Source organism: Streptomyces sp. NPDC091682 (assembly GCF_044756625.1).
Taxonomy (GTDB): domain Bacteria; phylum Actinomycetota; class Actinomycetes; order Streptomycetales; family Streptomycetaceae; genus Streptomyces.
The window spans coordinates 179,046-198,444 of sequence record NZ_JBIVTH010000002.1 but is presented as its reverse complement, the minus strand read 5'-3'; the positions used below and the strand labels follow the sequence as shown (position 1 = coordinate 198,444).

18 protein-coding genes are annotated in these 19,399 nt (G+C 71.0%); 5 read left to right on the top strand and 13 right to left on the bottom strand.

All coding sequences use genetic code 11. From position 1 onward, the window contains the following. Positions 1–113: 113 nt before the first annotated feature. Complete coding sequence (locus tag ACIQK6_RS05295) at positions 114–557, top strand: MarR family transcriptional regulator (RefSeq protein WP_329095843.1); 444 nt, start codon at positions 114–116, stop codon at positions 555–557. A 181-nt stretch (positions 558–738) separates the two neighbouring features. Here the strand turns inward: ACIQK6_RS05295 and ACIQK6_RS05290 are convergent, their stop codons facing one another. Next, on the bottom strand, positions 739–1,833 hold the full coding sequence (locus ACIQK6_RS05290; protein WP_329095841.1) for a polyprenyl synthetase family protein: 1,095 nt from the start codon (positions 1,831–1,833) through the stop codon (positions 739–741). A gap of 97 nt (positions 1,834–1,930) precedes the next feature. Continuing rightward, on the bottom strand, positions 1,931–2,908 hold the full coding sequence (locus ACIQK6_RS05285; RefSeq protein WP_329095840.1) for a pyridoxal-phosphate dependent enzyme: 978 nt from the start codon (positions 2,906–2,908) through the stop codon (positions 1,931–1,933). Positions 2,909–2,982: 74 nt separating this feature from the next. Between ACIQK6_RS05285 and ACIQK6_RS05280 the strand changes: the two genes are divergently transcribed. Next, entirely contained in the window at positions 2,983–3,885 is a 903-nt protein-coding gene (locus ACIQK6_RS05280) for a LysR substrate-binding domain-containing protein (protein ID WP_329095838.1), read from the top strand. A 130-nt stretch (positions 3,886–4,015) separates the two neighbouring features. On the opposite strand, the gene ACIQK6_RS05275 is transcribed toward ACIQK6_RS05280, so the two are convergent. From ACIQK6_RS05275 to ACIQK6_RS05265, 3 genes are all read right to left on the bottom strand, one after another. Then, on the bottom strand, positions 4,016–4,846 hold the full coding sequence (locus ACIQK6_RS05275) for a DUF4253 domain-containing protein (RefSeq protein ID WP_329095836.1): 831 nt from the start codon (positions 4,844–4,846) through the stop codon (positions 4,016–4,018). Between the two features lie 533 nt (positions 4,847–5,379). Then, the gene (locus ACIQK6_RS05270) at positions 5,380–6,855 is read right to left on the bottom strand and encodes an MFS transporter (protein WP_329095834.1); all 1,476 of its coding nucleotides are present in this window, start codon (positions 6,853–6,855) and stop codon (positions 5,380–5,382) included. A 632-nt stretch (positions 6,856–7,487) separates the two neighbouring features. Next, positions 7,488–8,213: an SDR family NAD(P)-dependent oxidoreductase gene (locus tag ACIQK6_RS05265; RefSeq protein ID WP_329095831.1), complete on the bottom strand. Its 726-nt coding sequence runs from the start codon at positions 8,211–8,213 to the stop codon at positions 7,488–7,490. A gap of 107 nt (positions 8,214–8,320) precedes the next feature. Here ACIQK6_RS05265 and ACIQK6_RS05260 point away from each other — a divergent pair, with 107 nt between their 5' ends. Next, positions 8,321–9,160, top strand: coding sequence for a LysR family transcriptional regulator (locus ACIQK6_RS05260; RefSeq protein ID WP_329095829.1), 840 nt, complete (start codon positions 8,321–8,323; stop codon positions 9,158–9,160). 75 nt (positions 9,161–9,235) lie between these two features. Here the strand turns inward: ACIQK6_RS05260 and ACIQK6_RS05255 are convergent, their stop codons facing one another. Both ACIQK6_RS05255 and ACIQK6_RS05250 read right to left on the bottom strand, forming a co-directional pair. Further along, a complete protein-coding gene (locus ACIQK6_RS05255; protein WP_329095828.1) occupies positions 9,236–10,114 on the bottom strand; it encodes a GNAT family N-acetyltransferase in 879 nt (292 codons plus the stop codon). A 367-nt stretch (positions 10,115–10,481) separates the two neighbouring features. Continuing rightward, entirely contained in the window at positions 10,482–11,006 is a 525-nt protein-coding gene (locus ACIQK6_RS05250; RefSeq protein WP_329095826.1) for an AAA family ATPase, read from the bottom strand. Positions 11,007–11,363: 357 nt separating this feature from the next. Between ACIQK6_RS05250 and ACIQK6_RS05245 the strand changes: the two genes are divergently transcribed. Next, positions 11,364–11,660, top strand: a complete 297-nt coding sequence (locus tag ACIQK6_RS05245) for a barstar family protein (protein ID WP_329095824.1) — start codon at positions 11,364–11,366, stop codon at positions 11,658–11,660. Between the two features lie 185 nt (positions 11,661–11,845). Here the strand turns inward: ACIQK6_RS05245 and ACIQK6_RS05240 are convergent, their stop codons facing one another. The 5 genes from ACIQK6_RS05240 to sigK all read right to left on the bottom strand — a co-directional run bounded on the left by ACIQK6_RS05240 (position 11,846) and on the right by sigK (position 15,585). Further along, positions 11,846–13,132, bottom strand: coding sequence for a class I SAM-dependent methyltransferase (locus tag ACIQK6_RS05240; protein WP_402694350.1), 1,287 nt, complete (start codon positions 13,130–13,132; stop codon positions 11,846–11,848). Next, positions 13,129–13,359: a hypothetical protein gene (locus ACIQK6_RS05235; protein ID WP_329095820.1), complete on the bottom strand. Its 231-nt coding sequence runs from the start codon at positions 13,357–13,359 to the stop codon at positions 13,129–13,131. Before ACIQK6_RS05235 ends, ACIQK6_RS05240 begins: the two co-directional genes overlap by 4 nt. 276 nt (positions 13,360–13,635) lie before the next feature. Continuing rightward, positions 13,636–14,118, bottom strand: coding sequence for a peroxiredoxin (locus ACIQK6_RS05230; RefSeq protein WP_329095818.1), 483 nt, complete (start codon positions 14,116–14,118; stop codon positions 13,636–13,638). A gap of 115 nt (positions 14,119–14,233) precedes the next feature. Next, the gene (locus ACIQK6_RS05225; RefSeq protein WP_329095817.1) at positions 14,234–14,983 is read right to left on the bottom strand and encodes an anti-sigma factor; all 750 of its coding nucleotides are present in this window, start codon (positions 14,981–14,983) and stop codon (positions 14,234–14,236) included. Next, positions 14,980–15,585: an ECF RNA polymerase sigma factor SigK gene (sigK, locus tag ACIQK6_RS05220; RefSeq protein WP_329107416.1), complete on the bottom strand. Its 606-nt coding sequence runs from the start codon at positions 15,583–15,585 to the stop codon at positions 14,980–14,982. Before sigK ends, ACIQK6_RS05225 begins: the two co-directional genes overlap by 4 nt. Before the next feature lie 561 nt (positions 15,586–16,146). Between sigK and ACIQK6_RS05215 the strand changes: the two genes are divergently transcribed. Then, a complete protein-coding gene (locus ACIQK6_RS05215; protein WP_329095816.1) occupies positions 16,147–17,724 on the top strand; it encodes a sulfite oxidase in 1,578 nt (525 codons plus the stop codon). Between the two features lie 298 nt (positions 17,725–18,022). On the opposite strand, the gene ACIQK6_RS05210 is transcribed toward ACIQK6_RS05215, so the two are convergent. After that, positions 18,023–19,168 (bottom strand): SMI1/KNR4 family protein, encoded by a 1,146-nt coding sequence (locus tag ACIQK6_RS05210; protein WP_329095814.1) that lies wholly within the window; start codon positions 19,166–19,168, stop codon positions 18,023–18,025. Positions 19,169–19,399 lie beyond the last annotated feature (231 nt).

The following is a 19,399-nucleotide window of genomic DNA, read 5'->3' as shown; positions in this document are numbered from 1 at the left end:
TCACGGAGCACGCGACGGTGGCGCGCCACCCAAGAATCGTCAAGTACTTGACGATTCCCTCATCGTGGCAAACTCGTAAAGTACCTGTCAATCATGAATTCGGAGGTCGTCCGATGGGCGAGCAGAGTCACGGTCGGGTGCTGAGCTTCGTGGTGCGCCACGCCTGGCTCAGCATGCGGGCGGCGATCGGGGCGGAGCTGGAGGAATTCGGGCTCACCGTGCCGCAGTTCGCGACCTTGATGATCGTGGGAGAGACCCCGGGCATCTCGGTGGCCCAGCTGGCCCGCCTGGTCGGGAGCTCCCGCCAAGCCGCCAACGAGATGCTCGCGGCGCTGGAACGTGACGGCCTGATCGTCCGAGCCCCGCACGCCACCGACCGCAGGACCCACCAGTTGAGCCTGACGGAGCTAGGACGCGCGCGCTACGAGAACGCGCTCCCGGCCGTCCAGCGGCGCGAGGCCGAACTGGAGGCGGGGCTGACGCCGGAGCAGTGCGAGGCGGCGTTCGCCTGGATGTCGGCCATGTCGAACGCCTGCCAGGAGGGGCGTGGAAACTGACCCGGCCCGAGGCCCTGGCCCGGGGGCTCCGGGGTCCCGGCCGAATGCGGCGGGCGTCCGGGAAGGAACGCCGGCCGTCCGGCTGCCCGGCAAGGGCTTCGACGCGGGGCCGACGTCGTATGACGGTTCGCGTCCGTCCGCGACCGTTCGCGCGGGCTCGCGCAGCGGCCCTCGTCGCCCCTCAGGACATCCGGTCCACGTTCCACATCGGCAGGCCCCGGAAGAACTCCACGGCTTCCGCGCGCCAGTACGGCTCCCAGGACGCGGCCTCTGCAGCGGCTGCCTCCGCGTGCCGCCGGATCTCCGCCTTGAGCCGCCGGTCCACGCCGGCGGCGCGGGCGATCTCCCTGATCCGGCCCAGGGTTTCGTCCGGGCAGCCGGGATCGCCGAGCGCGGCTTCGACGAGGGCCGCGTCGGCCCCGGTCGCGGCGGCCAGGGTCGCACGCACGGCGTAGGTGCGGCGGCCCGAGCGGATGTCGGCCCCGGTGGACTTCACCTCGGCCGCCGGGTCGTCGCCGGACGGGCCGAAGAAGTCGAGGAAGTCGTCGCGCATCTGCTCGGACACCCCCACCAGCCGGGAGTAGCGGTGAAGTCGGGCGCGGTGTGGCGCCGGATCCCCGCCGGCGGCCAGCAGGCCCATTGTCAGCGGCGCCAGGATCGAGTACCGCGCGCTCTTGAAGTCGGTGACGGTGTGCAGGAACTCTTCGTCGGGCAGGGTGTGGGAGTCCCGCTCCAGGTCGGCGATCTGCCCGGCCACGGTCTCCGCGGCGGTGCGCGTGTGCACGCCGAGCAGGGCCTGGCGGAGTTCGGCGGGGACCTCGGCCTCCAGCAGCACCTGGGTGGACAGGAACGCCGCGAGGTCCCCGGCGAGCATCGCGAGCCCGAGGGCCTTGGCGCCCTGGCCGGGGAACTCCCGGCGGTACGCGTAGTACGTCGAGGGGCCGCCGCGGCGCAGGGGTGCGTCGTCGATGATGTCGTCGTGGACGAGGCCGTGCGTCTGGAGCAGTTCGATGCTCAGTGCGGCCTCGGCGAGCCCCGGTACCTCGTCGGTGGTGACCAGTCGGGCCGCCTCGTACAGCAGGACGACCCGCAGCCGCTTGCCGCCGCGCATCGAGAACTCCCGCAGGAGTTCCAGGCAGTGGGGGACGTACCGGCTGGGCACCGGGACGTCGAAACGCTCGCCGAGGCCGGCGAAGTACTGCTCGAACCGGGCGTCGAAGCGGATCCGGTGACCGGCGACGCGTTCCAGGGTGGTGGCCGTGACGTTGACGTGCATGAAGATCAGTATCGATCACGGCCCCGGCTGCGCGGATCCGTTCCAGCGCGCCGGGGGAGTCCCCACCTCCTCTCGCGGCAGGAGCCCGCGAACGGCTTCATCCGCCCGAGGGCGCGGCGGAGAGACAGGCCCGCAGCTCGGCTTCGCCGGCGTTGCCGCCCGTGCACATGATGGCCACCCGCTGCCCGGCAAGGTCGTCGCGTGCGGCGAGGAGCGCCGCCAGCGGTGCGGCGGCAGCCGCCTCGGCCACCGTCCGGGCATCACGCATGAGCAGCCACTGGGCCCATCGGATCTCGTCATCGCCGACCAGCTGGAAGTCCGCGAGGTGCTCCCGGAACAGACGTTGCGTCAGCTCGAAACCCGACCCGGTGGCCAGGCCCTCCGCCGTCGTGGTGTTCGGACGCTGGACGCAGCTGCCCGAGCGCCAGGAGTCGTGCGCGGCCGGCGAGCGGCGGGACTGCACCGCGATGACGCGGCAGCGCGGGCTGATCGCCGCCGCCACCAGGCAAGCGGCGGCGGCGCCGCTGCCGCCACCGACCGGCACGATGATCGCGTCGAGGTCCGGCTCCTGCTCGAAGACCTCCAGGTACGTGGTGGCCACGCCCGCGATGAGGTCCGGCTCGTTCGCCGCGCTGACCAAGCGCATCCCACGCCGGGGCGCGAGCTGCTCGGCGTGGCGGCGGGCCTCTTCGAAGTCCGCGCCGTGTTCCACCAGTTCGGCGCCGAGGCGCCGAACGGCCTCGGCCTTCAGCGGGTTCGGGTTCTTCGGCATGACGATGGTGCAGGGGACGTGGAAGAGCGCCGCGGCATGGGCGAGGGACTGCGCGTGGTTGCCGGTGGAGTACGAGAGAACGCCCCGTGCACGCTCGACGGGGTCCATCCCGGCCAGCAGGGTGACGCCTCCGCGGACCTTGAGGGCGCCGGTCGGCTGCAGGTTCTCGTGTTTGACCAGGACGCGGATGCCGGCGCCGACGGTGGCGTCGAGGGCGGGATAGGAGAGCAGAGGGGTCGGGGACAGGTGCGCGCTCTGCAGACGACGCGCGCGAAGGACGTCGGAGATCGTGGGACTGTGCATGCCCTCATGCTGCGCAGGGCCCAATCCATAGGACAAATGCCAGTTTCCAATGACTTCATCGATATCATCGATGAATGTTCGACGAGAACCGACTCAGGGTGTTCGCCGCCATCGCACGCGAGGGTTCGGTGACGGCTGCCGCCGCGGCGCTGCACTATGCGCAGCCGTCGGTCAGCCACCACCTCGCCCGGCTCGAGGCCGAAGCCGGTGTGCCGCTCGTCCAGCGGGCGGGCCGTGGCATCCGGCTGACCGAGGCCGGCCGACTGCTCGCCGATCGTGCGGAGGAGATCCTCGGCCGGATCGAATCGGCCCGGACCGAACTCGCCGCCCACGCCGGGCTCAGCGCCGGACGGGTCCGCCTCGCGGCGTTCCCCTCCGCGCTCGCCACGCTCGTACCCGCGGTGGCCGCTGCCTTCGGCGTCGCACACCCGGACATCGAACTGGCACTGACGGAAGCGGAGCCTCCCGAAGCCCTGGCGGCCCTACGGCGCGGCGAGGCCGATGTCGCCTTCACCTTCCACCACGGTGACGGTCCGCCCGGTGGCCGCGAGGGCCACACCGTGACACCGATCCTGCACGAGCCGCTCTACGTCGTCAGCCGGGCCGGCGCGTCCTGGCCCGGCCCCCGCACCGACCTCGACACCTACCGCGGACAACGGTGGATCGCCGGCTGCGAGCGGTGCCGTTCGCACCTGCTGTCAGCGTGCGGGAAGCGCGGCTTCACTCCTACGATCGCCTTCGAGACCGACGATTACGTCGCGGCCCAGGCACTCGTGGCCGCCGGCCTCGGCGTCAGTACGCTGCCCGGCCTCGCCCTGCGCGCTCATCTCCACCCCGGCGTGCGGATCGACCGCCTACCGGACGACCACCGCTTCGTCGACGCCGTCGTCTACGGCGCACCACCGCTCCCGGCCCCGGTCGAAGCCTTCCTGAAGGTCCTCAAGGAGACGGCCCTCCAGCCGGTGCCATGGCCTTGACGGGCCGGACCCGCCGGGCGCCGGGCCGGGCCGTCGCCGGGAAGCCGGGTCTCCGGTGAAGGCGGACTACCCGCCCTGCGGAGCGGCCCGAGGGTTCTCCACCCGCCGCACGGACCTTCCGTAGACGGCATCAATCCCACCAGAACGTCCAGTGGGGGTTGCCCAGCAGCGCTTGCTCCGCGTAGAGCCGGATGCTCTCGTACCCCTGCCAGATGGTGTCCGGGCAGAACGCGAAGTGTTCCGCGGCGACCGCGAGCGCCTCGTCCAGTGACTGCGGTGGAGCTGCCACGGACAGGTCCAGCCGCGCGGACGACAGGGCGACCACCCGGGCCCCGAAGCGGTCCTCCCAGGAACGGAGAACCGCACACAGCCGCGCCACGTCGGTCACGTGGTTGACCGGCCCCGACCAGCCGATCGCCGCAGGGAGGTCCGCAGGCCGGCCCACCGGGACCAATGCGAGCCGAGGGCTCTTGAGCCAGGGCCCGATCAAAGCATCGGCAACGTCCCCGGCGGTCGCCTCCGGATCCACCGGCGTCCCTCCTACCGACGCAAGCCCGGGCCAGTGACCGGTGAACGGGGCGATGGTCTCGCCGGCGTCCTCTTCGTCTTCGTTCTCCTCGGTCTCCGAAACCGCCGACTCCCAAAGGGTCTGGAGAACATCCTCGACCTGGTGATCGCCGGGATCCGACATCATGCCGGGATCCAGCTCACCGCCCCACCACTCCTCACTGCCCGGTTCGTCCTGAAGGAGGACGGGCTGCAGTCCCACCGCATCCCGGACCGACCGGTACCGTGCCCAGGCGCCGGGCACCGCGGTCCCGTCGGCCACCCAGAGCAGCGGCTCACGCCAAGGGCCGTCATGGGTCTCGGTCACCAGAGAGCCCGGGGGTAGGCCGAGGACCGCCGTTTCGCCCGTGGGGTCGGTCAACAGCGCCGTCGGCGGCGTGGAACGCGTCGTCATGCGCGTGAAGGTATCGGCCCCCACTGACACCGACGGAGGGCGCTCCCCCTCTCTCCATCGACAGCGGCGGAAGCCCTCCAACACGGCAAGGCCGGGGGACGGGAGCCGGACTGGAGGTGAGGGCCGCGCAGGTTTACCGGGCAGACTGTTCCCAGGTGATTGAAGTCGAGGGGGAGCAGTGTCGCGGAGGGTCTGGGTGTGGGCGGGGGCAGGATGGTTGGCTCTCGTGTTGTTATGTGGTGCGCTCACTCTTTACCTGGATGAATCGGAGAGTCCTGGTCCGATGTCGACCCACTGGGAGCGGGGTCCCGACCCGAGCGGCACGCCTTCGGGCTGTCCCGCCCCGACCCCAGGGGCCGAGGACATCCCACCCCCCTGTTCCTACTGGGAACGCGGTTGACCGATCGTTCCAGCCGTTCGGCATGCAGGCAGGCGACCCGAGACCCGGAACGGGATGCGGTGCGTGCGCAGCTCATAGCGGTCGAGCGGCGCGTTCTTCACCCTGGCCCCGCGTGTCACGGGCGCCGCAGCGGCTACTCCACCGCGCTCGCATGCGGACGCCTCGGCTCCGCCGCAGCCACCATCATGGAGGTCGACCGCCACCGGTTCGGCCGGGGCGCCGCCGCCCGCCGATTCCCTCGAGCGTGACCGGGCACGGCGCGGAGCGCCCCTTCAGAGCCGGTCGACGCCAAGGGCAGCGAGGCCGCGCCCGCCGCGCGCCATCGAGTCGGTGGCGGCATTCGGCGAGGCTGTCCCTGTTGGCGGGGACGCCGGTGGCGGCCGAGGCGACGGCCCGGGCCGAGCTTGCCGCGGGCGAGGAGCAGGATGGTCAGCGCGGTGGCGGCGCCGCCGGTGGGGAGCGCGGCCAGGACACCGGGGTAGGCGGCGAGGGCTGCGGCGAGCGCGGTTCCGGCTGCCTGCCCGGTGCCGACCGACAGGATCAACCAGGCGTACGCCTCGGTGGTGCGGGAGGCGGAGGCGAGATCGTCCACGGTGTGGAAGCCGTTGGTGATGATCAAGGTGAAGAACAGGCCCGGTATCGCCGTGAGGGCGAAGGCCGTGCGGGGGCCGGGCTGGGCCAGCAGGGGCGCCCAGCCGAGGAGGAACAGGGCGCTGGTGGTGATGAGTTGGGACTTGGTCGTGCCGGGCCATGCCCGGCGTGCGTAGATCAGGCTGCCCAAGAAGCTGCCGGTGGAGAACACGGCAGGAAGCAGTCCGCAGAGCATGGCCTGCCCGTGGGTGCCGGCCATGCGTGCGGCCCACACGTTCATCGCCCCGAACGCGAACCCCGTTCCCGCCAGCGCGGTGAACAGCAGCACCAGGCCGGCGCTCATCAGCCGTCCTCTTTCGGTCACCCCGGTGGCAGGACGCCAGGCCTGCGACGGTGCGGCGGTCAGGACGACCGTCGTGCCCGCGAGCCCGAGGGCGGCGGTCGCGGCCAAGGCGGTGTCGGGCCCGTGCGTGGTCGCCAGCCACGAGGCGAGCAGGGGGCCGGCGATGTAGAGGAGTCCCTGAGAGCCGGTGTCGAGCGCTTGGACGACTCGGCGCCGCCCCAGGTCAGGCAGGACGGTCGGCCAAAGCGCCCGAAGCCCTGCCTCCAGCGGCGGTGTGACCAGACCCGCGAGCCCGACCACCGCGGTCACCGCCGCGGGATGCCCGCCCACCCCGATCGAAGGGAGCGTCGCCAGGCAGCTTGCGTTGAGCAACACCGCCGGTGTCGATACCCGGGTTTGACCGTAGCGGTCCATCAGCCTGCCTTTGACCGGCTGGGACAGCCCGGATGCCAGCCCGTAGAGGGCGGTGAGCATTCCGGCGAAGGCCAGCGACCCCCCGCAGCCGGTGATCCACAGGACGAGCCCCACGGGCACCATGGAGTTGGGCAGGCGCCCGATCAGGGTGCCGCCGAGCAGGCGGACAACGTGTCGGCTGCCCAGTACGGCGCCGTACGTGGCGAGCGGCGGGGCAGTGGTCGGGTGTTCGGCCAGGGTCAACAGGGCAAGGCTTTCCATCAGAGGAAGTACGGGACGGGGGCAGGGCCCGGACTGGACCAGGGGGCCGTCGTCGTCGCGTTCACACGCTGGTGACCGGAGGCGCTGCGACCACGGGAGGGGTGCCAACGGCCGGTTACCCGGCCGCGGTGCGGGGTGTGTTAAGGCGGGACCGCGACGGCTACCTCCAGATGCCGGCCGATCTGTGCGAGGTCGTGGAGATGGTGGCTATTTTGCGCGGAGAGCAACCGCGGGCGACGGCGATCTCACGGCAGGCCCGGGCGTTCAGCGTGGTTGCCCAGATGGCGCAGGTGTCGAGGAACCCAGTGCGGGGAGCGTAGCCCGCAGCCGACCGGTCACCGCGGAACTTGTGATCTTCCGACAAGACTGCGGGAGCGAGCCGCAGTTGTGGCGGGTCGGCGACGTCGGTGCGGACGCACGCGCACAGTGCGGCGCACGGAGGACGACCGGTCGGCGGTCCGACGCGGCCGACCACCCGCGCCGTCGACCCCCTGAACAACTTCTCGGCCCCGGCGGGATCTGAAGTGCGGCGGACGGCCACCGCAGAACTCCGGTGGCCGTCCCGTTTCGCCAGCCCTTTCCGCCACACCAGCAACGAACATCAGCTGGACCACCAGGGGCCGGTGAGCCTGTCACCAGGGCACTGTTCCACCGTCGTCGAAGAATTCGCCGGTCGGTCCGTCGTCGGGCAGGGTCGCGAGGTGGATCGCGATCGCCGCGCCCTGGTGGGGGGTGCGGACGCCCTGGAAGCCGTTGAGGTCGGTGGCGGTGTAGCCGGGACAGCCGGAGTTGATCAGGATGTTGGTGTCGCTCAGTTCCTTGGCGTATTGGACGGTGATGGCGTTGAGGAAGGTCTTGGACGCCAAGTACGCAGTAGGAACCGGGCCCATGTCGATGCCGGGCGTGGTCTGCAGGGTGAGCGAGCCGACGCTGCTGGACATGTTCACGATCCGTGGCGATGCCGAGCCGCGCAGCATGGGCAGCATCGCGTTGGTGACGCGGATGACCCCGATCACGTTGGTTTCCACGACGACTCGTACGGTTGCCGGATCGACCGTGGTGGGCATCTGCGGCATATCGCCGGTGATCGCCGCGTTGTTGACCAGGACGTCGAGCCCTCCGGCGCGGTCGGCGATCAGCTCGGCCGCGGCGGCCACACTCGCGTCGTCCGCCACGTCGAGCGGGACGCCGAACGCGTCGGTCCCGGCTGCGCGCAGCTTCTCCACCGCGGTGTCGCGGCGCTGTTGATCCCGCGCGCCCACGCCGATGCGCCAGCCGAGAGCGCCCAGGCCCGCCGCGATCTCGTATCCGATTCCTTTGTTCGCGCCGGTCACCAGCGCGATCATCTGTTCACTCATGTCTTCAAGCGTGGCGCGGACTCGGTAGGGACGTCCAAGACCGACTGGGTGGGCGGCGATACCGTACGGATATCGGTCGTGGTGGGGGTGCCGGATACGATGACGCGGTGGAGACGCGGGAGTTGAAGTACTTCGTCGCCGTCGCGGAGGAGCTGCACTTCGGGCGGGCGGCGCAGCGGCTCGCCATGGCGCAACCACCGCTGTCGCGGGCGATCCAGCAGCTCGAGCGGCGGCTCGGGGTGGTTCTGCTGCACCGCACTGCTCGCGCGGTCGCCTTGACCGAGGCCGGGTCGGTGCTTCTGCGGGAGGCCCGGGCCGCACTCGACGCGGTCGAAGCCGCCGAGCGCCGCACCCGCCGCGCAGCTGCCGACCCGTTCGGTGTGGTGCTGGCCACGAAGGCCGGAGCCTCCAGCGAACTGTTGTCGAAGCTGCTGGCCGCCTACGCCGCCGAGCCCGGCGCGGTCGCCGTCGAGGTGATGCTGTGCGGGCCCGGCGAGCAGGAAAGGCTACTGCGCGACGGGCGCGCCGACGTCGCTCTGCTCCAACAGCCCTTCGACACGACGGCCGGACTCGACACCGAGGACCTGCACACCGAACAGCAGGTCGTGGTCCTGCCCGCGGGGCACCCCTTGGCCAACCGACCCCGCGTGTCGATGGCCGAGGTCACCACCCTGACGGACCTGCCCCTGCCGCGCTGGCCTCGACGGGGCGGGGGCCATCCGGACGGGCCTGGCCCGAAGGTCCGCGACCACACCCAACTGTTCCAGCTGATCGCGCTCGGACGGGCCTGCGCGGTCGTGCCCGAGTCCCTCCGGGCCCACCTGCGCGACGATCACGCGACGGTGCCGGTGTCGGACGCACCGGCTGTCACGACCGTCATCGCCTGGCCACCGCACAGCAGGTCCAAAGCCGTAGCCGACCTCGTCCGCACCGCGACGCGCCTCTAGGGCCGTGCATCGAAAGCACGGACAGGCCGGGCGGGGCGATGGGGCGATGCCCCGGTCCGGCTCGTCCGCTCGCTGCTAGAGCTCGAGCTGATACTGGTGTGTTGTGTGCGTGGGTGTGTAGGCGAAACCGTCGTTGATCTGTCTCATGTGCGTGTTGCTGTCGGCGGTGTCGGTCAGGAGGCCACCGAGGTCCGGATAGTCCCTACGGGCCTGTCGGATCGACTCGGCCTTCATCCATCGGCCGAGGCCGTGTCCACGGTGCTCGGGCAGCACACCGGTGCCGTAATGCTGGCCGTCACCTGCGCCGTTGCCGGGGATGACGAGTTCGGTGAACCCGGCGATCGAGCCGTTCGAGGCGTCGATGGCGACGACGGTGTGCAGGTGGTCGCCGCGCTGTTCGACGGCCTTAGCGGCGGCCCGCACACGGTCCACGTCCCAGGTCACGGTGCCGTAGTCGGTGTCGTCCATGGGCATGTCGTCCATGGCGCGGCGAGACGCGGCGAACGTCTGGGCGAGGTCGTCGGGGACGGTTCCCTGCCATGACACCAGCCGGTAGCCGGGATGCGGACGCTCGATGATCTCGGCGAGGACGGCGGTATCCACGTCAGCCAGTGGCAAGCGGGTGAACCTCAAGGTGAGGACCTTCCGGAAGCCGCGCGCTGCCAGAAAGCGGTCGCCGGGTGATCCGGCTTCCGCCTGCGCGACAACGCAGCGTCGGGCGTTGTCTCGGGCGGTCGCCATGGCGGTGTTGAGGAGTCGGGAGCCGACGCCCTTGCGGCGCTCCGCGGGATGAACACGCAGGTCAAGCTCGGCCAGGTGCTCTTGTCCGCCATCGAACAGGCGCAGAAAGGCGGTCCCGGCGGGGAGGGAATCCGCGTCCGATGCCAACCAGGCAAGACGCCGGCCGTGCGGCTTGTGAGCGGGGTCGGTCAGTGGGGTGATGCGGAGGGACAAGGTGTCTCCGTCGTGAGGAGGTGGCAAAGGTCAGTACGCGAGCTCAACTCCCTGGCACTCCTGCGCATGTGCTCCACACCTCCTCGTCGACAGCGCCGGCCTGCCCGTGCAGGCGGCTGGGCGAACCTAGCTGGCGGATTGGTTCCTGGGCAACGGGTTAACGAAAGGCGGTGCGCGCGTGTGGCCACAGCCACTCGTTGACGGCCGCGACGAGGACGGTCGCCCCATGGCGGACCGCGGGCTCGTCGCATCTCGTGGCCACGCTGCGATGCGGACCCGGCAGTGCCGCACTGAGCCGAAGCACGGTCGTCGTCACAAGGGAATGCGCGTCGTCACCTTCGAGGCCAGGCGTCGCAAGGTCGTTCTCTCAGCTCTTGACGGCGTCCGCGATCTGCTGGGCGGCCTGGGCGGGTGTGAGGTGCGTGGTGTCGACGACCTCGGCCTCGGCGTGCAGCCACGTGCGGGCCGCCTCGGCGTAGGGCTCGAGGTATCGCAGACGGAACGGGGAGTTGGGGCCGAGAACGGTGTCGCCAGCGATGCGCCTGCGGAGGGTGTCCTGGTCGGCATGGAGGACGAAGTGTCGGACCGGAACGGCGTGCTGGGCGAGGCCCGAGCTGATCTCGCGCCAGTACGGCTCGACCAGCACCGTCATGGGCATCACCAGGGTGCCGCCGGTGTATTCGAGGACGCGGCGGGCGGTCTCGACCACGAGAGGTCGCCACGGCGGCCAGTGCTGGAAGTTGTCCGTCGTGGGCAGCCCCGGTGCGATGTCCATGAGCGTCTCGCCGACCTTCTCGGCGTCGAGCACCCGTGAATCCGGGATCAGCTGCTGTACGAACGCACTGGTCGTCGTCTTGCCCGCGCCGTGGGTGCCGTTGAGCCATACGATCATGAACCTGACGCTAGTGCTGTGGCCGGAAAGGTTTGCCGGTTCGCGGCGTTCGGTGCGGTGCATCGCAAGGCGGAGGACCGCGGCTCGTACTGGACGTACTTGCGCGGTCCGACAACGCGGCGAGGTGCCGTACCGGGCGTCGTGAGCCGGTGAACCTTTCCGGTCACAGCACTAGCGTCGTGCGGGCCACCGGGACCAGCCTTCGGTGACAGCAGGGCTGCCGAATGAGGTTGTGTGACGAGGCAGATGCCTCGCCGTGACAACCAGGGCGCTTCGACCGACCCCCTCCAGCAGCTCGTCCGACCCCGCTGCTCGTTGACCGGCCGGCGAACAGTTGCTGGGCGCTACTCTGCTCCGATGACGGACAGCAAGCTGATGATTGACCTGAGGGGTCGGCAGATAGAGACGCTCGATGACTTCTGGGACGCGGTCACCGAGCCGTGCGGGCTGCCGGAGTGGTTCGGTCGGAACCTGGACGCGTGGTCGGACACGATCGAGACGGGCGGCATCTCGGACGTCATAGACAGCCACGATGTTCTGGTCGTGCACGTCGACCAGAACGGACTCTTCGAGGGAACCCGCCGGGAGGCCCAGGTCTTGGCCGACATCTTCGATGGGCAGCAGAACCGACTCGTTGTCCACGCGAGGGCCTGACGCCCTTCGCCTTCGAGGCGGGGCTGATCAGTTGTGACCAGCCGACGTTCACGATCACCGGCCCCCGCCGACCTGACGGTCGGCGGGGCCCGTGCATGCTCACCCGTTCCCCACTTTTCTCACTTCGTTGAGAACTCAACGAAGTGAGGCGTTGAGCGTCCCCGGTCGCGCTCTTCGGCGGCCGCTCACCGGCGGCTCGCTTGCGTGTACCAGGTGGTGGGAGTGGCGGGCATGGCCGATTCGCCGTTGCGGGTGGGGCGTACTGCCAGTAGTTGGTCCACGCCCATGCGACGCTCTGAGAAGGCCAGCGATGCCCCGGCCAGGTAGAGGCGCCACACCCGGCCGGTGGTCTCGCCGACGAGGTTCTCGACCTCGGGCCAACGGTCTTCGAGACGGGTGCGCCAGGCGTCGATCGTGGCCGCGTAGTGCTCGCGCAGGGATTCGACGAAGCGGATCTCCAGGCCCGCGGCCTCCAACAGGTCGGCGGTGCGGCCGACGGGCCGCATGTGCATGTCGGGCGCGATGTAGGTCTCGATGAAGGGCCCTCCACCGGGTGCGTCGGCGCCGCGTGACATCTGCTGGATGAGGAGCCGGCCCTCGGGACGCAGTGCGTCGTGCAGTTTGGCGGCGAAGGCGGGGTACTCGGCGTCACCGACGTGTTCGCCCATCTCGACGGCGCTGGCCGCGTCGTACCCTCCGCCGTCGATGTGGCGCCAGTGCCGCAGCTGGACCTCCACCAGTTCGGCCACGCCCTCGCGGGCGGCTCGTGCGGCGACGAAGTCACGCTGCTGCCGGGACAGGGTGACCGCGGTGACGCGCACCTTGTGTTCCCGGGCGGCGTGCACGGCGAGGGAGCCCCAGCCGCACCCGACGTCCAGGAGCCGATCGCCGGCACGCAGTCCGAGCTTGCGGCAGATCAGCTCCAGCTTGTCCCACTGGGCCTCGGCCAGGCCGTACGTGGCGTCGGCAGGCCGGGCCCAGTAGGCGCACGAGTACGCCATCGACTCGTCGAGCAGCAACGCGTAGAAGTCGTTCGACACGTCGTAGTGGTGGCTGATCGCGGCGCGGTCCCGGGAAGAGCTGTGGAGACGGCCGGTGAGCCTCGCCCGCCCGTCCGGCCGGCGAGGAGGCAAGGACGCCGCGCCCAGCCCGACGGCGAGGGCTGCGGCCGCCGCCAGTTGGGCCGGCCGCGGACGAACGATCCCCTGGTCGCGCACGGCCCGGCCGGCCTGGGAGAGTGCGGTGGCGAGGTCGCCTTCCACGTCGAGGTTGCCGCTGATGTAGGCCTCGGCCAGGCCCAGCTCACCGGGCTGCCACAACAGGCGGCGCAGGGCGTCGGGTGAACGCAGCACGACCACGGGGGCGTCGGCAGGTCCGGCCTCAACGCCCTCCCAGTCGCGCAGCCGTACGGGAAGCGGGCCGGTGAAGAAGTGGCTCACCAGCGCGGTGAGGCGTTCGGCCGGGGGCCTCATCGGCCGCCTCCCACGGCGAGGCGGGGCAGGCGGACGGCGGGGCAGCGGAAGCGGAGTCCGGCCTGCGAGCAGGTGGGGGAGATGCGCCGCGTGCGCTGGAGGAGGACGGCGAAGCCGCGTTCGCCGCAGGCTCCCCGGGGGGCCGTGGCGAAGCGTGCCCGCCAGGGCCGCAGCACCGGTGCACCGTGTTCGCGGCGACCGTCGTCGGCGGCCGTACGCGGGCCCACGGTCCGCCCGCCCCATCGGGGGAGTCCAGCGGCACCGGCGTGGCCGCCGAGCCCTCCGTGCGCCCCATACAGGGTCCTCGCGCACGAGACCGCCCGCGTGCGGGCGCCGGTCGCCCCTGCCCCGCCGGCGCCGATGACCGCCGTCTTCCGGTGTTCCACCACAACTGCTCCCGCCACTCGACACGCCGCTGGTGTGCGGCTGGTTCACGCGTACTTCGCAGCCGAAGGTCGTGCGGATTGCCGGTGACGGGCGCGGGCTGCGCCGCAGTACGGGGCTCAGACCGGCAGGGTCGCGAGCTGCGAGGCCAGGGCCGCGGCCGGTGGGAAGGTGGCGCCCAGGGCCGTGACGTGCTTCCAGTGCAAGCGGCCGTCGGCGTCGATGATGAACACCGAACGCCTCAGTCCGATCAGGGGCGCGGTGATGCCGAAGGACCGCGCCACGGCCCGGTCCGGGTCGGACAGGAGCGGCATCCTCAACTGCCGGGCCCGGGCGAACCGCTCGTGGCTGTCGACGTCTTGGGCGCTGATCCCCCACACCACGGCCCCCGCGGACTGCAGCTGCTCCAGTCCGTCGGAGTAGGAGCACAGCTGTGCGGTGCAGACGGGCGTGTCGTCGCCGGGGTAGAAAGCGAGGACCACGGGGTTTCCGCGCTGCGCGCGAAGGCTGTAGTGGCCGCGGCGGAAGGTTTCTCCGCTGAGCTGTCCGCCGGAGAGGCGGAACTCTCCGAGGAGGTTCCCGATCTTGGGGGTACTGGGCATGCGCCCTCCTTCTCTAGTTCTGACGCCGGTTGCCGGATGTCGGTTGCCCGTTGTCGGACGTTGGATGTCGGTTTTCGGTTGCTCGCAGTGTGGCTGGGCTCCGTTGCGGTGTGCGTCAGGCGGGCAGGGCCATCAGCAGCAGGGGATCGGTGGTGGGCCGGGACGAACCTCCGGCGGGCTCCACGGTGAGGCCGACCGCGGTGGCGGCGGCCGGGTCACCTTTGACCGGGACGGTTCCGTCGCCGTGGAGGAACCCGGCCGGCCGCATGCTGCCGTCGACGTCCAGCCACAGCTGGTAGGTCGTGCCCGGTGCCGGGGAGGGCAGGCCGGTGGCGGTGACGACGGCCATGTTCCGGCGGTCGGAGGAGACGAACGTCATCAGCGCACCGTTGGCCGCCTTGCCCTGGCTGGTACGGGCGTCGGGCGCCGCCAGGACGCTGCTGACGGCGTCCAGCCGCTCTTCGGCCTGCAGGGCCCGCTGCGCGGACTGCTCGCCCTGCTCGTGCTGCCAAGCGGCCAGGCTCGCGAAGGACGCGGCGGCCAGACAGGCGACCAGTGCGAAGGGCCCGGCCTTGCGCAGCAGCCCCCCGCCGGACCGATGCGCCGCAGCAGGAGCCGGCACCCGCGGCGGGAGCTGGCGTACGCCGTCGATCGCCGACAGGGTCCGCTGCTTCATGGCGGCCGACGGGGCCCGGGCCACGGCGACCGCGAGCCGCGCGGCGGTGGCCTCGAACTCCGCCACTTCCTGGCGGCATTCCGCGCAGTGCTGCAGGTGGCGGCTGAACGCCTCGCGTTCTGCGGGATCGACGGCGTTCAGGGCGTAGGCCGCAGCAAGGGCGTGGAGGTCGGTGTGGTGCTGGTTCATGTGGTCACCCCCATGCAGTCGCGGAGCCGGATGAGTCCGTCGCGCATGCGCGTCTTGATGGTCGGCAGTGCTACGTGCAGGGATTCGGCGACTTCACGGTAGGTGAGCCCCTGGTAGTAGGCCAAGGTCACGGCCTGGCGCTGGAGTTCGGTCAGGCCGCGCAGGCAACGGCGTACTTGCTCGCTCTCGAGCCGCGTCTCGACCCGCTCGGCCACCTCGTCGAACGCCGTCCGGTGCTCGCGGGCGGCCTGCGCGCGTTCCCGGTCGGCGGACGCCTGGGCGGAGCGGACCCGGTCCACGGCCCGCCGGTGGGCGATCGTCGCCGCCCATGTGGTGACGGCGCCGGATTCGGGGCGGTAGCGGGCGGCCTGCCGCCACAGGTCGATCATGACCTCTTGGGCGACCTCCTCGGACTGCGCCCGGTCGCGCACGACTCTGATCACGATGCCGAACACCATGGGTGCCAAGGCGTCGTACAGGGTGGAGAAGGCCCGCTCGTCGCCGCGGGCGACCTGTTGCACGACCTCGGCGAGATCGGGGCGGCCGGTGGGGCGGGGGGCACGGAACGGCAGCGGCTGGCTCACCGGCCGGGCCCCGGCCATGGCGACCGGCCGCAGCGGCGGCCTGGGCCGGCCGTCCGGGGGCGGGGTGTCCATCGCATGTGAGTCCTTCGTCCGTCGCTGGTGTGGACCGGACCGCACCGTGCTGGAGCGGTCCGGCCATGGATCCGAGGGGTGGGTCTGAACGGTTCTTCGGAGCGGACGTTCGTGCGGATGGGAGGGCTTTTCGTTGCGCAGCCGGTCGCCCGTTCCCCCGCGCGAGCGACCGGTCCGCCGGGGCCCAACCGCAGGCCGGGGAACTCCGGAGGACGGTCGAGGGACCGGGCGGTCACCGGACTCCTCACCGGCCGCGCGGCCTCCGCGCGGCCTCCGCGCGGCCGGAAAACCCCTCCCCAAGGAGGCGGGACGATGGTTCGTGTCCGGAAGAGCCCGGCGGCGGCTTTGGCCTCCCCCTGCCCCGGTTCGCCGTGAATTCGCGCCCCGGACGGCAGCCGCACGGTTCCGGTGCGCCACGGCCTGAAACCTCCCGACAGCGGGGACCGGGGACTCATTCGTTCGGGTGACGGGCCAATCCGCCGGGTGGGCGCCGCCGAATGCGGGGATGTGAGCAGCTTCCGCACTACCGTCAGCCGGGCCGGCCTCGGGGCCCTGTCCGGCCTGCTGGCCGGGTTCACCGCGCTGGCGGTGGCCGAGCTGACGGCCGCCCTCGGGCGGCCCGCGGCCGGACCGGTGACGGTGGTCGGGGGCGCGGTCATCGACCGGACCCCCGCGCCGGTGAAGGACTTCGCGATCCGCACGTTCGGGGAGAACGACAAGCTCGTCCTCCAACTCGGCATCCTCGTCCTGCTGAGCCTGTTCGCGGTCGCCCTCGGCCTCCTCGCCCTCCGGTACCGGCGGGCGGGGGCGGCCGGGGTGCTGGTGTTCGGGATCATCGGCGGGGCCGCCGCGCTGAGCCGGCCCGACAGTGCCGGAGCCGCGGACGTCCTGCCTTCCGTGGCGGGCGCGGTGGCGGGCGCTGCGGTGCTGTACGTCCTGGCAGGCAAAGCCAACTCCACCGGCTCGCCGAGAAGAGCCGGGGGCAGCCGGGACGGTTGGAGCCGGCGGGGATTCCTCAACGCCGCTGCCGCCACAGCGGCCGCGGCAGCCACCGCCGGAGCGCTGGGCCGCGTGCTGTCCGGCCAGCGGGGGCAGGGAGCCGTCACCTCGCGCGACGTGCTCAGCCTGCCGGCCCCCGCCTCTCCCGCTCCCGCGGTTCCGGCCGGCACCCAGCTGAAGGTCGACGGCATCAGCCCGTTCACCACGCCCGTCCGGGACTTCTACCGCGTCGACACCGCACTCGCCGTCCCCATGGTCGACGCCGGCACCTGGCGGCTGCGCATCCACGGCAAGGGCGTTACCCGGCCCCGTACCTACACCCTCGACGAGCTCCTGGCCCGCCCGCTCATCGAACGGGACATCACCCTGACCTGCGTCTCGAACGAGGTCGGCGGACCCTACCTGGGCAACGCCCGCTGGCTCGGCGCACGCCTGGCCGATCTGCTGGCCGAGTGCGGGGTGAAACCGCCGTCGAAGGGCGGTGCGGCCGATCAGCTGGTGGCCCGCTCCGTGGACGGCATGACGCTCGGTTCGCCGGTCGAGGACGTCATGGACGGCCGCGACGCGATCCTCGCGGTCGGGATGAACGGCGAACCGCTCCCGTTCGACCACGGCTTCCCCGTCCGCATGCTCGTTCCCGGCCTGTACGGGTACGTGTCGGCGTGCAAGTGGATCACCGACATCGAGCTCACCACCTTCGACGCCTACGACCCGTACTGGGTGAAGCGCAAGTGGGCCCGGCGGGCGCCGATCAAGACCCAGTCCCGCATCGACACCCCCAAGCCCTTCGCCCGCCCCACCGCCGGCACGGTGGTGGTCGCCGGCGTCGCCTGGGCCCAGCGCCGCGGCATCACCCGCGTCGAGCTCCGCATCGACGACGGCCCCTGGCAGGACGCGGAGCTCGGCGCCCAGGACACCGTCGACACCTGGCGCCAGTGGTCCTACCGCTGGAACGCCGCCCCCGGCGGGCACACGATCACCGTCCGCGCCACTGACGGCACCGGGGCGGTGCAGACCGAGCAGCGCGCCCGAACCGTACCCGACGGCGCGAGCGGCTGGCACAGCGTCTTCGTCACCGTCGCCTGAGACCACCGGACAGGCCCACGGCCGACCCGGCACCGCCGTGGTGCGGACCCGCGGGATGGTCAAGGGGCGGGGGAAGGAGCCCTCACCGCGCCAGTCATGAGACGACCCGCAGAGCCGGACGGTGCCGATGGCCGGCTTCGAAGAGCTCCGACGTGGGGTCCCGGTGCAGCCCCAACCGCATGACGTCAATCGCCAAGGCCATCCTCACGCTGGAGCGGCAGCGCTGAAGATCCCTATTGAGTGCTTCGTCTGGCGATAACCGCCACATGCGCTCACGCGGAACCGAAACCCCCTGGAGTCAGTCCTGATCTTGGGTGTACTGGGCCGCGTACCAACTGGAGTCGATGGCCGGGTTGCGCAGCGCCCCCCAGAATCGATCGTCAGGTATCGGCGGCAGGGGCTGATTGCCCAGGTCCGCATGCAGGTCCGCACGCCAGTCGAGAGTGAAGTGACTCCGGGTCTCCGCGCTCTCGCACACGGACCTGTACGGGGACCCCCAGATTCCGAGGGCTATTTTCTCCGCGGCCCACCTGCGCGTGCGGTCTCGGCCGGTGTCGGCCTGTGCGAGCACCGCGCGGAGTCGCAAGGCGAGCGGGCCTGTCTGGTCCGGCTGCGGCGGGGCCGCACCGCGCTCCCACGCGTCCAGGGCTGTCTTGACCTCCGGGTAGTTGTTCAGACCCGTTTCGACCGCCAGTCTGCGCAGCTGCTTCCGCGCGGCGTCGACCACCTGCTCATACGGCAGGACTGCGATCAGCGCACCGAGTTCCTCATGCCCGTCCAGGTGGCTCACGTGGAGGATGTCGGTGGGACTGTAGGAAAGGTCCAGCTCTGGCAGCTGCTCATCCGGTGCTGGAAGGGGCTCGTCGGCAATGTACTGCGGCCTGGCAGGCGGACGCCCCTCCCAGAACAGCCGGCCGTTGAAGGTGACGACACCGGCGTCCTGGCCGCGCTCGAGCGTGTCGGCCAGTTCGGCCAGGTACTCACCCAGCGAGTCGGCCTGCCCGAAACTGGTGCCGGTCTCGTCGAAGAACCGTCCGATCGCACCGAAGGAATCCCGCCCGGTACGGCAATCCATCAGAAGACCGTCCGACGTCACGTCGTAAGAACCGAACTTCACGTAGTCATGAAGCCAGTAGCCCTCGGCCTCCCCGTCGAGGCCCTGGCCGATGCCACGCAGGAACCCGGTGTCCCTGAGGATTCCGCTCACCCCGAGCAGCCGGTCGCCCGTGCTGAAGCAGAAAGCCTCGGGTCCCTCCAGCGCCCCGTTGTGCCGGAGGAGCGAAGCGACCAGGTCCGGAGGAAAGGTGACCCCCAGTTCCTGTTGCACTGCTGCGATCTCTTCGTCTCCTGCGGGCGGCCGAAGCGTGGCAAACGTGCGGGGCGCGTGCTCGCGCAGCCACGCGTCGATGCGAGTCCATGAGTCCTGGACCAGGTCTGATCTCATAGGGGCGACCTTAGAACCAGCGACTGACAACAGCGTCGCTCACCGGCCTTGCCGCCGCATTGGCGTTCAGGCCAGCAGGCTGCTGGCACTGGATGCTGCAGCCGCTCACTCGACGCTGAAGCGCTCTGGCGTCATCACCCGATCGGTGGCCAACTTGAAGAAGCTCGATGAGGCTTGAAGTGCGGAGTTGGGGGTTGATGGCCAGGCTTGTGGCGGTGAGGCAGCCGTCGA

Excerpts from the sequence above, each read along its gene's own strand:
- ACIQK6_RS05295 (WP_329095843.1), top strand. The coding sequence starts at position 114 with ATGGGCGAGCAGAGTCACGGTCGGGTGCTGAGCTTCGTGGTGCGCCAC.
- ACIQK6_RS05290 (WP_329095841.1), bottom strand. The coding sequence starts at position 1,833 with ATGCACGTCAACGTCACGGCCACCACCCTGGAACGCGTCGCCGGTCAC.
- ACIQK6_RS05285 (WP_329095840.1), bottom strand. The coding sequence starts at position 2,908 with ATGCACAGTCCCACGATCTCCGACGTCCTTCGCGCGCGTCGTCTGCAG.
- ACIQK6_RS05280 (WP_329095838.1), top strand. The coding sequence starts at position 2,983 with ATGTTCGACGAGAACCGACTCAGGGTGTTCGCCGCCATCGCACGCGAG.
- ACIQK6_RS05275 (WP_329095836.1), bottom strand. The coding sequence starts at position 4,846 with ATGACGACGCGTTCCACGCCGCCGACGGCGCTGTTGACCGACCCCACG.
- ACIQK6_RS05270 (WP_329095834.1), bottom strand. The coding sequence starts at position 6,855 with ATGGAAAGCCTTGCCCTGTTGACCCTGGCCGAACACCCGACCACTGCC.
- ACIQK6_RS05265 (WP_329095831.1), bottom strand. The coding sequence starts at position 8,213 with ATGAGTGAACAGATGATCGCGCTGGTGACCGGCGCGAACAAAGGAATC.
- ACIQK6_RS05250 (WP_329095826.1), bottom strand. The coding sequence starts at position 11,006 with ATGATCGTATGGCTCAACGGCACCCACGGCGCGGGCAAGACGACGACC.
- ACIQK6_RS05245 (WP_329095824.1), top strand. The coding sequence starts at position 11,364 with ATGACGGACAGCAAGCTGATGATTGACCTGAGGGGTCGGCAGATAGAG.
- ACIQK6_RS05240 (WP_402694350.1), bottom strand. The coding sequence starts at position 13,132 with ATGAGGCCCCCGGCCGAACGCCTCACCGCGCTGGTGAGCCACTTCTTC.
- ACIQK6_RS05230 (WP_329095818.1), bottom strand. The coding sequence starts at position 14,118 with ATGCCCAGTACCCCCAAGATCGGGAACCTCCTCGGAGAGTTCCGCCTC.
- ACIQK6_RS05225 (WP_329095817.1), bottom strand. The coding sequence starts at position 14,983 with ATGAACCAGCACCACACCGACCTCCACGCCCTTGCTGCGGCCTACGCC.
- sigK (WP_329107416.1), bottom strand. The coding sequence starts at position 15,585 with ATGGCCGGGGCCCGGCCGGTGAGCCAGCCGCTGCCGTTCCGTGCCCCC.
- ACIQK6_RS05210 (WP_329095814.1), bottom strand. The coding sequence starts at position 19,168 with ATGAGATCAGACCTGGTCCAGGACTCATGGACTCGCATCGACGCGTGG.